11 protein-coding genes are annotated in these 12,152 nt (G+C 68.7%); 6 read left to right on the top strand and 5 right to left on the bottom strand.

What is annotated here, in order from left to right; translation table 11 throughout:
• Positions 1–230 precede the first annotated feature (230 nt).
• Positions 231–1,469 carry an SfnB family sulfur acquisition oxidoreductase gene (locus tag DIE12_RS12225; RefSeq protein ID WP_124520707.1) on the top strand — a complete coding sequence of 413 codons (1,239 nt, stop codon included), beginning with the start codon at positions 231–233 and terminating at the stop codon, positions 1,467–1,469.
• Positions 1,470–1,599: 130 nt separating this feature from the next.
• Here DIE12_RS12225 and DIE12_RS12220 read toward each other — a convergent pair whose 3' ends face one another.
• Together DIE12_RS12220 and DIE12_RS12215 are read right to left on the bottom strand one after the other, a co-directional pair.
• A complete protein-coding gene (locus tag DIE12_RS12220) occupies positions 1,600–2,538 on the bottom strand; it encodes an esterase family protein (protein ID WP_124520705.1) in 939 nt (312 codons plus the stop codon).
• A gap of 61 nt (positions 2,539–2,599) precedes the next feature.
• Positions 2,600–3,703 (bottom strand): OpgC domain-containing protein, encoded by a 1,104-nt coding sequence (locus DIE12_RS12215; RefSeq protein WP_044843341.1) that lies wholly within the window; start codon positions 3,701–3,703, stop codon positions 2,600–2,602.
• A gap of 381 nt (positions 3,704–4,084) precedes the next feature.
• Between DIE12_RS12215 and DIE12_RS12205 the strand changes: the two genes are divergently transcribed.
• Positions 4,085–5,239, top strand: a complete 1,155-nt coding sequence (locus DIE12_RS12205) for a porin (RefSeq protein WP_044843230.1) — start codon at positions 4,085–4,087, stop codon at positions 5,237–5,239.
• Positions 5,240–5,290: 51 nt separating this feature from the next.
• Here the strand turns inward: DIE12_RS12205 and DIE12_RS12200 are convergent, their stop codons facing one another.
• Positions 5,291–6,202, bottom strand: a complete 912-nt coding sequence (locus tag DIE12_RS12200; protein WP_124488127.1) for a LysR family transcriptional regulator — start codon at positions 6,200–6,202, stop codon at positions 5,291–5,293.
• Positions 6,203–6,340: 138 nt separating this feature from the next.
• Here DIE12_RS12200 and DIE12_RS12195 point away from each other — a divergent pair, with 138 nt between their 5' ends.
• Both DIE12_RS12195 and DIE12_RS12190 read left to right on the top strand, forming a co-directional pair.
• Positions 6,341–7,357, top strand: a complete 1,017-nt coding sequence (locus DIE12_RS12195; RefSeq protein ID WP_124520703.1) for an aldo/keto reductase — start codon at positions 6,341–6,343, stop codon at positions 7,355–7,357.
• 231 nt (positions 7,358–7,588) lie between these two features.
• A complete protein-coding gene (locus DIE12_RS12190) occupies positions 7,589–8,329 on the top strand; it encodes a sulfite exporter TauE/SafE family protein (RefSeq protein WP_124488125.1) in 741 nt (246 codons plus the stop codon).
• Positions 8,330–8,348: 19 nt separating this feature from the next.
• On the opposite strand, the gene DIE12_RS12185 is transcribed toward DIE12_RS12190, so the two are convergent.
• Positions 8,349–8,735: an ester cyclase gene (locus tag DIE12_RS12185; protein WP_124551259.1), complete on the bottom strand. Its 387-nt coding sequence runs from the start codon at positions 8,733–8,735 to the stop codon at positions 8,349–8,351.
• Positions 8,736–8,786: 51 nt separating this feature from the next.
• A complete protein-coding gene (locus DIE12_RS12180) occupies positions 8,787–9,683 on the bottom strand; it encodes a LysR substrate-binding domain-containing protein (protein WP_124520701.1) in 897 nt (298 codons plus the stop codon).
• A gap of 536 nt (positions 9,684–10,219) precedes the next feature.
• Between DIE12_RS12180 and DIE12_RS12175 the strand changes: the two genes are divergently transcribed.
• Both DIE12_RS12175 and bla read left to right on the top strand, forming a co-directional pair.
• The gene (locus DIE12_RS12175) at positions 10,220–11,056 is read left to right on the top strand and encodes a peptidoglycan DD-metalloendopeptidase family protein (RefSeq protein ID WP_124488123.1); all 837 of its coding nucleotides are present in this window, start codon (positions 10,220–10,222) and stop codon (positions 11,054–11,056) included.
• 189 nt (positions 11,057–11,245) lie between these two features.
• A complete protein-coding gene (gene bla / locus DIE12_RS12170) occupies positions 11,246–12,136 on the top strand; it encodes a class A beta-lactamase (protein WP_124488122.1) in 891 nt (296 codons plus the stop codon).
• Positions 12,137–12,152 lie beyond the last annotated feature (16 nt).

Here is a 12,152-nt window from a genome sequence, read left to right as displayed (position 1 = left end):
ACGTTCCAATAACGGATTCGCAGATCGTTATCGTCGCTGCGCATTATGCGAACGGCACCGTGAAACGTCGACGCCAGGGCGTCGATCGCGACGCCGAAGCGCGGAAGCGGATGCGGTGCCGTGCGATGTCGTTTGTTATCCGAAGGAATATCGTTACGAGAATCGCTCGGTTTGCCGGCCTGCGGCGCGCTGCTAGATTGAGTGCTTTCGTGATTCGACAGGAGAGCCCGATGTCAGATACGAGCGCGACGATTCAGGACCGGCCGGCCGACGCAAGACCGCAGGTGGCCCGCGTGATCGCCGACGACGCGCAGGCGATCGCGGTTGCGCAGGCACTCGCGCAACGGCTGGCCGAAGGGGCGGCCGAGCGGGACCGCGAGCGCCGGCTGCCGCGCGACGAGATCGAATGGTTCTCGCAGTCGGGGCTGTGGGCGATCACGGTGCCGAAGGCCTACGGCGGCGCGGGCGTCTCGAACGTGACGCTCACCGAGGTGATCAAGATCGTCGCGGCGGCCGATGCGTCGCTCGGGCAGTTGCCGCAGAACCACTTCGGGCTGGTCGACGTGATCGCGCTGGCCGGCACCGATGCGCAGAAGCGCCATTTCTTCGCGGAGATCCTGAGCGGCAAGCGCTTCGGCAACGGCTTCTCGGAGAAGGGCACGAAGCACGTGCTCGACCTGAAGACGCGCGTGCGGCGCGACGGCGACGACTATGTCGTCGACGGCACGAAGTTCTATTCGACCGGCGCACTGTTCGCGCATTACGTGCCGGTGCTCGGCCTCGACGATACGCAGCAGGCATGGCTCGCCTACATTCCGCAGCCGACGCCGGGGCTGACCGTGATCGATGACTGGTCGGGCTTCGGGCAGCGCACGACCGCGAGCGGCACGGTGGTGCTGGACAGCGTGCGCGTGCCGGCTTCGCATGTGTTGCACGCGCAGCGCGTGTCGGACGAGCCGACGCTCAACGGCCCGCTGTCGCAGATCATTCAGGCGGCGATCGATGCCGGCATCGCGAAGGCCGCGATCGCCGATACGGAGGCGTTCGTGCGCACGCGCACGCGGCCGTGGGTCGACAGCGGCGTCGAGCGGGCGGCCGACGATCCGTTGATCGTCCGCGAGATCGGCCGTCTGCACATCCAGCTGCATGCGGCGGAAGCGCTGCTCGAACGTGCGGCGCGCACGCTCGACGAGATCGGCGCGCGCGGCACGGTGACCGACGACGATGTCGCGCGTGCATCGGTCGCGGTCGGCGAGGCGAAGGTGTTGACGACCGAGATCGCGCTGCTAGCGGGCGAGAAGCTGTTCGAGCTGGCGGGCACGCAGTCGACGCTCGCCGAACACAATCTCGACCGGCACTGGCGCAATGCGCGCACGCACACGCTGCATGATCCGGTGCGGTGGAAGTATCACCTCGTCGGCAACTACTACCTGAACGGCGTTCGGCCGGCGCGTCACGCGTGGAATTGAATCGGCCGCGAGGCAGCGCGACAGCGCGGCGCGCGCCTTGCGCCGGTGACGCCGGCGCAGAGTAGGAAGCGGCGTCAGGTGATCGTTGTGCGGTTGCCTGACGCGTCGGCCGGCTCCATTACGTCACGCATTACTTCACGCATTCCAGCGCGTACTTCAACCCCGACCCGAGCACCCCGCGCCACACGTCCCACGTGTGCCCGCCATCGACGATGCGCAGTTCGGCCGGGTTCTGCGCGCGGCGCAGCTGCGTGTACAGCACGCTCGATTCGGCCTGGATCGTCAGGTCGTCGTCGCCGGCCGCGATGAACATCGGCACGCGCCAGTTGCGCGCGAAATAGCCGCGCATCAGGGCCGGGTAGTTCAGCTCGTGCCACACGCGCGGGTCGAACTGCCGGTCGCCGAACACGCCGACATAGCGCGCGGCGGAATTGAGCGGCGGCTCGTTCGCGTAGATCGCCGGGCTCAACAGCATCGCGCCGCAGAACAGGCCCGGTTCGAGCAGCGAGAAACGCAGCGCGCCGAAGCCGCCCATCGACACGCCGCCGATCGCGCGGCCCGCGCGCTGGTTCGACACCGCGAAGTGCGCTTCGACTTCCGGCAGCAGGTCGTTCAGGAACGCGCTCTGCATCTTCTCCTTGCGGTCGACGTACCAGTCGGTGCCGCCTTGCGGCATCACGATCACGACGGGCGGGATCTCGCGGCGTTCGATCAGCGTGTCGGCCGTGGCCTGCAGCCGGCCCTGCGTGATCCAGTCGTTTGCATTGCCGGCATTGCCGTGCAGCAGGTACAGCACCGGGTAGCGCGCGCCTTCCGGGTTATAGCCGGGCGGCAGGTAGACCGTGTACGACCAGTCGCGCTTGAGCGACGCCGACCGGAACGCGCGCAGCACGACGCTGCTGCCCGGATTCACCGGCGGTTCCTGGGCGGCCGGCGCCACCGTTGCGGGCGGGACGATCGTGGGCGCGGACGTCGCCGGCGCGGCCGCGGGCCCGCCCGGCGTGGCGTGGGCAGTGGCGATGGAGCCGGCGATCAGGGCGACGGCGAACGGAAGGGCGAGTCGGCGCATGGCGAAGCGTTTCAGGAGAGGCGCCCGCTATCGTAGCAGCGGCGCGTGACGGCGCGGCACGTCATCGCCGCGTACGGAACGGGAACGACAGCCGCGACACCAGCGGCGCATAAAGCTTCGCGACGAGATACAGCAGGCCCATCGCGACGACGTCGGCGGCCAGGCCGAGCGGCACGTCGAGATAGCCTTCGGTCGCCTGGTAGAGCAGCGAGTCGACCGCGAGCGAGATGCCGGTGCCGGCGACGAAGCACAGCAGCCCCTGGCGGCCGATCGTGCCGATCCACGGCATCGCGTGCGCGACCTTCTTCATCCACCCGAGGTGCACGAGCTTGGCCGCGAGCCACGCGATCGCGAGGAAGTTCGCGAGCCGCAGCGCGCCGAGGTTCTGCTTGATCGACGGATCGGTCGGGAACGGCTCGACGCGCAGCCGGTAGTACGCGCCGGCCGCGACGATCGCGAGCGACACGGCCGTCAGCAGCCAGCCCTGGGGTTTCGGCGCGAGCGTCTGGTAGACGGGCTGGCAGCGCGCGATCACGCCGAGCACGAACAGGAACTGCCACGCGAACGGGTTGAAGTCCCACGGCGCGCCTTCGACGGTCGGCAAGAAGCGCGCGACGTGCGGCGCCGCGTACCAGAGCGAGCCGCTGAACGCGAGCATCAGCCACGGCTGGGTGCGCGCGAGCGGCAGCGCGAGCGGGACGAGCAGCGCGAAGAACGCATACATCGGCAGCACCGACGCGAGATACGGCTGGCGGCGGAACAGCAGGATGTCGCGCAGCGCGGCGAGCGGCTTGTGGAGCAGGCCGTCGAGATCGTTGGTCGGCATGTTCGGGCCGTCGATCGAGAACGCGTTCAGCACGGCGGTGATCAGCAGCATCAGGCCGGCCGTCACGAGGAATGCGCGGTAGATCTCGAACGCACGGCGGATGAAACGCTGGCGCGCGGCGGCCTCGTCGTGGCGCTCGGCGAGCGAGTTGTACGCGATGGCGGTCGCGAAACCGCCGAGGAACACGAACACCTCGGCCGCATCGCACAGCGCGTACGCATGCAGCGTCACGCGCGACAGGATGCTGCCGCCGATGTGATCGACGACGATCACCAGCAGCACGAGGCCGCGGAAGAAATCGAGTTCGGCGTAGCGGCCGGCCCGGGCGGCGGCGGTCATCGGGCCGCCTCCCGGCGCGCGCCGCGTGCGCGGCCGGCACCTGCCGCGCATGAATCGGGGTGAAGCATGAATTCGTGAAGAAATGACGAACGGATGCGCATTGTGCCACCGATACGGTGCCGTCCGGGTTTACGCGGATAGCGGGCCGGCCGGCCGCTGCCGATAAGCGTGCTCATGGCATCGGAAAAACAGGGCAGTTGGACGAGCGCAACGCTTTGCTGGCCGCGCCCACGCCCCGATGGACGGGCGGTTTGCGACGTGACACCATTTTGTCCTCGCGGCCGCACACCGCGCAGTCCGCCCTGCGGGCCACCTCTATAAAACAGACCAAACAATCGCCGGGCGAATGGCCTGCCCGGCACCCGGCTCCGGAGATCCGTCATGAAGAAGCACGTCATTTTTGCCGCCGCGCTGGCTGCTTTCGCCGCGCCGGCCTTCGCGCAGGACAGCGTGACGCTGTACGGCCTGATCGACGAGGGCTTCAACTACACGAACAACGTGAGCGTGAACGGGGTCGGAAAAACGAATTACCAGCTCGCGAGCGGCTATGCGCAGGGCAGCCGCTGGGGCCTGAAGGGCAGCGAGGACCTCGGCGGCGGGCTGAAGGCGATCTTCACGCTGGAAAACGGCTTCGACGTGAACAACGGCCGGTTCAACCAGGGCGGCCGGATGTTCGGCCGCCAGGCGTTCGTCGGGCTGAGCGCGTCGCGCTTCGGCACGCTGACCTTCGGCCGCCAGTACGATGCGGTCGTCGACTATCTCGCGCCGCTCACCGCGAACGGCAACTGGGGCGGCACGCTGTTCTCGCACCCGTTCGACAACGACAACACGGACAACTCCTTCCGCGTCAACAACACGGTCAAGTACGCGAGTCCCGACTGGAACGGGCTGTCGTTCGGCGGCACCTACAGCTTCAGCAACAGCACGGGCTTCTCGACCAACCGCCAGTACAGCATCGGCGCGCAGTATTCGCTGGCCGGGCTGCAGGTCGCGGCCGCGTATCTGCAGGCGAACAGCCCGGGCGTCGGCAATGCGGGCGCGATCGCGGCCGACGACGCGAACTTCGTCGCCGACCGCCTGCGGATCTTCGGCGGCGGCATCAACTATACGTTCGGTCCGGCGACGGTCGGCTTCGTCTATACGAAGACCGACGTGAAGAACCCGGTGTCGACCGTCTACCTGCCGGCGTCGACATTCGACGGCCTCGGGCTCACGGCGACCAGGTTCCAGAACTTCGAGATCAACGGCAAGTACCAGCTCACGCCCGATTTCTATCTCGGCGCGCAGTACGTGTATACCGACGGCAAGTTCGACGCCGCGGCCGGTTCGTTCAAGCCGAAATATCACACCGTCGGGCTGATGGCCGACTACAGCCTGTCCAAGCGCACCGACGTCTACCTGCAGGGCGCATGGCAGAAGGTCGCCGGCGACAAGACGGGCACCGCGGCCGACGGCGGCTACGTGGTCGGGACGGACGGTCCGTCGTCGTCGGCGAACCAGTTCGCGGTGCGCGCCGCGATCCGCCACAAGTTCTGATGCGCTTGACCGGTCGGCGCCCGGGGTGGGTTGCCCTGGCGCCGGCCGTCGTCATTGCGCCCGGTGCGCGTCGTCGAGCGTGTGCGCGAGCCAGTCGACGAAGATCCGCACGCGCGGCGCCAGATGCCGGCCGTTCGGAAACACGACCGACACCGGCAGCGGCGCCGCATGCCATTCCGGCAGCACCTCGACCAGCGAGCCGTCTTCCAGCAGCGGCGCGAGCCCGTCGCGCGGCGCCTGGATCAGCCCGAGGCCCGCGAGGCAGCACGCGAGATACGCGTGCGAGCTGTTCACCGCGACCACGCTGCGCATCTTCACGGTCTGCAGCGCGCCGGAATCCATGTCCGCATATTCCCAGTCCAGCTCGCGGCCCGTGCGGCTCGAGAAATAGCCGACCGCGACGTGGTCGGGCAGATCGTCCGGCGAGCGCGGCATGCCGTATCGCGCAAGATACGCGGGCGACGCGCAGTTGATCTGCGCCATCTCGCCGACGCGCCGCGCGACCAGCGACGTGTCGGACAGCACGCCGACCCGCACCGCGCAGTCGATCCCGTCGGCGACGAGATCGACGAAGCGGTCGGTCGTGCTCAGCACGACGCGCAGGTCGGGATAGCGTGCGTGGAAATCCGGCAGCGCCGGAATCACCTTGTCCAGTGCAAAGCGCTCGGGGAGGTCGACGCGGATCAGGCCGCGCGGCGACGCACCGGCTTCGTCGAACAGCGTCTCGGCGTCGTCCAGGTCGGCCAGCAGCCGCGTGCAGCGCTCGTAGTAGGTCGCGCCTTCCGCGGTCAGCGCGACGCGCCGCGTCGTCCGCTGCAACAGGCGCACCTTCAGGTGCTTCTCCAGGTACTGGACGGCATTGCTGACGGTCGGGCGCGGCAATTGCAACTGCTCGGCGGCTTTCGTGAAGCTGCCGAGGTGGGCGACGCGCGCAAAGATGCGCATTGCATGCAGATGGTCCATGCGGGGCGGAAACGTGACGGATCGGGAGGCTCCATTGTTAATCAGCGTCGAATGATTTGGTTGGGCGTTTCGCGTTTATCGCGCGCCGCATTACGCCCAGAATCCCGTTCATTCACTCACCACCGCGAGGAAACGGACATGGACAAGCGTCAACTGGGCCGCACGGGCCCGCAGGTATCGGCGATCGGGCTCGGCTGCATGGGGATGTCGGATCTCTACGGGCCCGCGGATCGCGACGAAAGCATCGCGACGCTGCACGCGGCGCTCGACAACGGGATCACGCTGCTCGATACCGGCGACTTCTACGGGATGGGTGACAACGAGATGCTGATCCGAGACGCGCTGCGCGGCCGCACGCGCGACCAGGTGCTGATCAGCGTGAAGTTCGGCGCGCTGCGCGATCCGGCCGGCGCGTTCGTCGGCTACGACGCGCGGCCGCAGGCGATCCGTAATTTCGTCGCGTATTCGCTGAAGCGGCTCGGCACCGACCACATCGACATCTACCGGCCGGCGCGCGTCGATCCGGCGGTGCCGATCGAAGAGACGGTCGGGGCGATCGCCGATCTCGTGAAGGCCGGCTACGTGCGCCACATCGGCCTGTCGGAGGTCGGGGCCGACACGATCCGCCGCGCGGCGGCCGTCGCGCCGATCGCCGACCTGCAGATCGAATACTCGCTGCTGTCGCGCGGGATCGAGACGGACATCCTGCCGGTGTGCCGCGAACTCGGGATCGGCGTGACGGCCTACGGCGTGCTGTCGCGCGGGCTGCTCGGCGGCGGCTGGAGCGCGGCGCGGCAGGGCGAGTGCGATTTCCGCGCGGCCAGCCCGCGGTTCCAGGGCGAGAACCTCGCGCACAACCTCGCGCTGGTCGACGCGCTGCGCGCGATCGCCGACGAGAAGGGCAGCAACCCGGCGCAGATCGCGATCGCATGGGCGCTGTCGCGCGGCGACGACATCGTGCCGCTGATCGGCGCACGCAAGCGCACGCAACTCCAGGACGCGCTTCAGGCATCTAAATTGCAACTAACGGTCGATGATCTCGCCCGCATCGAAGCGGCGGTTCCCGCCGGGGCGGCTGCCGGCGAGCGTTATCCGGCCGCGCAGATGGCGCACCTCGACAGCGAGCAGGGACGGGGGCCGGCGCACGGTGCCTGAACGGCGCGCATGGCGGTGCGACGGGGCGACGGGGCAACGGGGCGATGAGGCGATGAGGCGATGAGGCGATGAGGCGATGAGGCGATGAGGCGATGAGGCGATGGGTGGCGGGGTAGCGGGGTGACAGGCCCCGCCGGGCGGGCCCGAGCCAGCCTCAGGCAAAGCCAGATGGCCGACGGCGTGACGGTGGTTCACCATCGGCGCCGTATTCAACCGGACCGAACCCCCGCCATGCAAACGCATACGCTCACGATCATCGTGCTGGTCTTTCTGCTCGCCGGCGCGGTCAAGGGCATGATCGGCCTCGGGCTGCCGACGATCGCGATGGGGCTGCTGACGCTCGCGATGTCGCCGTCAGCCGCCGCGAGCCTGCTGCTCGTGCCGTCGTTCATCACCAACGTGTGGCAGTTGTGGCTCGGCCCGTCGTTCGGGCCATTGCTGCGGCGTTTGTGGCCGCTGCTCGCCGGGCTGACGCTCGGCACGCTGACGGGCGGGCTGCCCGCGCTCGCGGCCGGCAGCGCGTGGACCCGTGCGGCACTCGGCATCGTGCTGGTCGCATACGGCGGCTGGGGGCTCGCCGCCGCGCGGCTGCCCGCGCCGGGCCGTCACGAAAAGTGGCTGTCGGCCGCGGTTGGCTACCTGACGGGCGTCGTGACGGCCGCGACCGGCGTGTTCGTCGTGCCGGCCGTGCCGTACCTGCAGGCGCTGCGCCTGTCGAAGGACGACCTGATCCAGGCGCTCGGGTTGTCGTTTACCGCGTCGACGATCACGCTCGGCCTGCAGTTGCGCGTGACGGGCGCGCTGCAGACGGTCGATCTCGGCGTATCGGCGCTGGCACTCGTGCCGGCGCTCGCGGGGATGATCGGCGGGCAGTACGCGCGACGCGTGATGAGCGAGAAGGCGTTCAAGCGCTGCTTCTTCGTCGGGATGATCGCGCTCGGCGCCTATATGGCCGTGTCGGGGCTGCGGTAAGCAGTGACGGCCGGCAGCGTCACAGCTGCGCCTCGATCGCGGCCTTGTCGATCACCGACCAGACCTGCCGGATCCTTCCGTCGTGAAATTCGTAGAAGACGTTTTCGGCGAACGTGACGCACTTGCCGTCGACGGCGAGCCCCATGAAGGTCCCTTTCGGCGCACAGGCGAAGCGCAGCCGGCATGCGATGCGCGGCGGTTCGCACACGAGCAGCCGGACCTCGAAATGGAGATCCGGAATGTCGCGGAAATCCTGCTCCAGCATCGCCCGATAGCCGGCCAGGCCGAGCGGCCGGTCGTTGTGGATCACGTTGTCGGCGACGTACCGGCCGAGCGCCGGCCAGTCCTGCCGGTTCAGGCAGTCGATGTAGGCGCGATAGTGCATCGCGAGTTCGGGTCCGGTCATGGCTGCGATGTCTCCTCGGGTATCGCCACGCTGTTGCGGCGCGCGCGACGTTCAGCGTGGCGGCATGTCGCCCGACAGATACGACACGAACGCCTGCGTGTATTTCGGCAACGCATCGAACGAGCGCGCGCAGAGCGTCAGCTTGCGGTGGCTCCACGCATCGGACAGCTCGACGAGCCGCACGTCCATCGTCTGCATCGCGCGTTCGGCCGCATGGCGCGACACGATGCCGATCCCCACGCCGCTTGCGATCACGCGGCAGATCGCATCGAAACTCTTCAGTTGCACACGGTAGCGGATACGCTTGCCGAGCGCACGCGCCTGGTCCGCCAGATGGACCTGCAGCGCGCTGCCGTCGGTCAGCCCGATGAAGTCCGCGTCGGCGATCTCGTCGAACGCGACCTTGTCGCGCGCGGCGAGCAGATGACCGGCCGGCACGACCGCGATCAGCCAGTCCTCTCTGAACGGCTTCTGTTCGAGCCCGCCGAGTCCGACCGAATCGGCGACGATGCCGACCTCGGCCGTCCTGTTGCGGATCGCATGCACGATTTCCTGGCTCGAGCGCTCCTCGACGCTGATCGACAGTTTCGGGTGAAGCGGCAGATACGCGGCGAGCGCGTCGGGCAGGTATTCGCTCAGCGACGCCGTGTTGCACAGCAGCCGGATATGCCCGCGCAGCCCCTGGCCGTATTGCTGCAGCTCGCCGCGCATGTGGTCGATCTGCTGCAGCACCGTGCGCGCGTGGTGCTCGAGCGCGCGGCCGGCGTCGGTTACCTGCGCGCCCGACTTGGTCCGGTGCAGCAGCGGCACGCCGAGCTCGTCCTCCATCCCGCGGATCCGCTCGCTGGCGGCCTGCAGCGTGATGTGGGTGCGCTCGGCGCCGCCCGTGATCGTGCCGGCCTCGCAGATGTTCAGGAAGAGCCGCAGGTCGGTCAGGTCGAAGCGCATGATCGGTGGGGGCGCGTAAGGATGGGTATGGCCGATAAGTTAGCAGGAACCGCCGCACCGGTCTCAGGCTGGGCCTGAGGCCCCGTTCGCCGGTTCCGCATTTTCGGGGCGGGATCGATGCCGGATCATGGCCGCATATCAACCGGGGGAGACTGTCATGCGGGTCGATTCGTCGTGGGGCGTGTCGTTCAAGATCGCGCTGCACGTGCTGTTCCTCTGCATCGGCATCGCGTGGGCCTGCGCGGAGCTGGTCGACTGGCTGCGTTGAGCGGGCGGGCGGTGCGGGCCGCATTGGCTCGCCGGCGCGCTCACGCGCGCAATGAAAGCCGTTCGAAATAATCGGCGCATCGCGAAATTTCTTCCGAATCGCCCGTCCAATACCGTCAAGTTTTTCCGAATCCGACCGTATTCCCGGTAACAAGTGTTTGCCGGCACCCGGTTCGTGATCGTTTGTCATCATTGTTTGCATCCGGTTACACGTCGCCCGTTCCGTTTTTGAGATGCTTGAAAGATTGTCAAACCGGAGTCGATCGTCCATGAAACAGCGCGAGATTTGCCGCAAGTCGGCGTGGCTGTCCGGCCTGGCCGCGGTGCTCGTCATGGCCGGTTGCGCCAGTACGCCGTCCGTCCCGCCGAGCGATACGCTGGCGGGCTCGACGTCGGGCCAGCCCGCCGCCGCGCCGGCGGCGCCGCCGGCGCCCATTCTCGTCGCGCAGAAGTACGTGGTGAAACGCGGCGACACGCTGTCGGGCATCGCGTCCGCCAACGACTGCAGCGTCGCCGACCTGCGGACCTGGAACAAGCTCGACGGGCGCGGCAGGCTGCGCATGGGGCAGGTGCTGCGCATCGTCCGGCAGCAGCCGCTGCAGGCGCCGGGCGCGTCGGCCAGCGCGCAGGCGGCCGCACCGGCCGCCGCGAGCAATGCGGCGGGCGCCGCGCAGGCGAGCGCATCGACGGCGAGCGACCGGCAGGTCGTGAAGGAGACCCGGCGCCATGCGGGCGCGGTGGCGCTCAGATGGCCCGCGCAGGGCAAGATCGTCGACGCATTCAAGCCGGGGCAGAACCGCGGCATCCAGATCGCCGGCCGGCCGGGCGACCCGGTTCGTGCGGCCGCCGACGGCCGCGTGATGTACGCGGGCACCGGCCTGAACGATTACGGCACCTTGATCATCGTCCAGCACAACGCCGATTTCCTCACGGCCTATGCGCACAACCGCAAGCTGCTCGTGAAGACCGGCGACATCGTGCGCCAGGGCGACGAGATCGCCGAGATGGGCGACCTCGACAACTCGCGTGTCGCGCTGCTGTTCGAGGTGCGGCGTGACGGCAAGCCCGTCAATCCGATGCCGTACCTGCCTTCGTCGCAAGGCTGACGCGAGCGGCGCGCGCTGCTACGCTAGGGTCTGTTCATGTGAGTCCCGCCGCATGCGGGGCCGACGGACGTCTTCGGGGATGCGCGGCGAATGCCGTCGCGAGCCGGCCGTCGGCGTGAACACGCGCGCATCGCCGCTGCGCGCGTGCGTTGCTCCGTGCCACCGTTTCCGACCGAACAGCCTTCATCCATGGAACACTCTCCGACACGCCGCTCGCTGTTGCTCGCCGCCGTCGCCGCGCCGTTCGTCGCCGCCTGCTCGTCGGCACCCGTCGCCGACCAGGGGCGCGCCCACGTCGCCCAGGCCGAACTCGCCGCGCTCGAAAAAGCGTCGAACGGCCGGCTCGGCGTCGCCGCACTCGATACGTCGAACGGCACGCGCATCGCGCATCACGCGCGCGAGCGCTTCCCGCTGTGCGGCACCTATGCGGTCGTCGCCGCCGCCGCGATACTCGCGCGCGGTTCGCTCGACGCATCGCTGCTGCCGCGCCGCATCCTGTATCGCCGCTACGAGGTCGTGGCCGGGTCGCCGGTGACGGAAAGCCATGTGGATACGGGGATGACGATCGCGCAGCTCTGCACCGCGCTGCTGCAGTCGGGCGACAAGGGCGCGGGGAACCTGTTGATGGGCGTGCTCGGCGGTCCGCAGGCCGTCACGTCGTTCGCGCATGAAAGCGGCGACACCGCGTTCCGGCTCGACCGCTGGGAACCCGAACTGAACCAGGCCGCGCCCGGCGACGAGCGCGATACGTCGACGCCGGTCGCGATGGTCGACATGCTGCAGCGGCTGCTGCTCGGCGACACGCTGCGCGAGCCGCAGCGTGCGCAGCTCACCGAATGGATGACCGGCGGCGCGACCGGAATCGCGGCCGGCGTGCCGCCCGGCTGGCGCAGTGCCGGCAAAACCGGCACCGGCGGCTACGGCACGACGACCGACGTCGCGGTGCTGTGGCCGCCATCGCGCGCGCCGATCGTGCTGGCCGTGTCGTTCACGCAGCCGCGTGCCGACGCGGCGGCACGCGCGGACGTCGTCGCGTCGGCGGCGCGTATCGCGGCGGGTGCGCTCGTTCCCACCGCCTGAGCGCGGCGGCACGCGC

The organism is Burkholderia sp. Bp9015, assembly GCF_003853505.1.
Taxonomy (GTDB): Bacteria; Pseudomonadota; Gammaproteobacteria; order Burkholderiales; family Burkholderiaceae; genus Burkholderia.
The sequence above is the reverse complement of the archived record's forward strand: the minus strand, read 5'-3'. Positions and strand labels throughout refer to the sequence as shown.

What these genes read in the sequence shown, in the direction of transcription:
- DIE12_RS12175 (WP_124488123.1), top strand. Translation starts at nt 10,220, where the DNA reads ATGAAACAGCGCGAGATTTGCCGCAAGTCGGCGTGGCTGTCCGGCCTG.
- DIE12_RS12220 (WP_124520705.1), bottom strand. Translation starts at nt 2,538, where the DNA reads ATGCGCCGACTCGCCCTTCCGTTCGCCGTCGCCCTGATCGCCGGCTCC.
- DIE12_RS12180 (WP_124520701.1), bottom strand. Translation starts at nt 9,683, where the DNA reads ATGCGCTTCGACCTGACCGACCTGCGGCTCTTCCTGAACATCTGCGAG.
- DIE12_RS12190 (WP_124488125.1), top strand. Translation starts at nt 7,589, where the DNA reads ATGCAAACGCATACGCTCACGATCATCGTGCTGGTCTTTCTGCTCGCC.
- DIE12_RS12205 (WP_044843230.1), top strand. Translation starts at nt 4,085, where the DNA reads ATGAAGAAGCACGTCATTTTTGCCGCCGCGCTGGCTGCTTTCGCCGCG.
- DIE12_RS12200 (WP_124488127.1), bottom strand. Translation starts at nt 6,202, where the DNA reads ATGGACCATCTGCATGCAATGCGCATCTTTGCGCGCGTCGCCCACCTC.
- DIE12_RS12195 (WP_124520703.1), top strand. Translation starts at nt 6,341, where the DNA reads ATGGACAAGCGTCAACTGGGCCGCACGGGCCCGCAGGTATCGGCGATC.
- DIE12_RS12185 (WP_124551259.1), bottom strand. Translation starts at nt 8,735, where the DNA reads ATGACCGGACCCGAACTCGCGATGCACTATCGCGCCTACATCGACTGC.
- DIE12_RS12215 (WP_044843341.1), bottom strand. Translation starts at nt 3,703, where the DNA reads ATGACCGCCGCCGCCCGGGCCGGCCGCTACGCCGAACTCGATTTCTTC.
- bla (WP_124488122.1), top strand. Translation starts at nt 11,246, where the DNA reads ATGGAACACTCTCCGACACGCCGCTCGCTGTTGCTCGCCGCCGTCGCC.
- DIE12_RS12225 (WP_124520707.1), top strand. Translation starts at nt 231, where the DNA reads ATGTCAGATACGAGCGCGACGATTCAGGACCGGCCGGCCGACGCAAGA.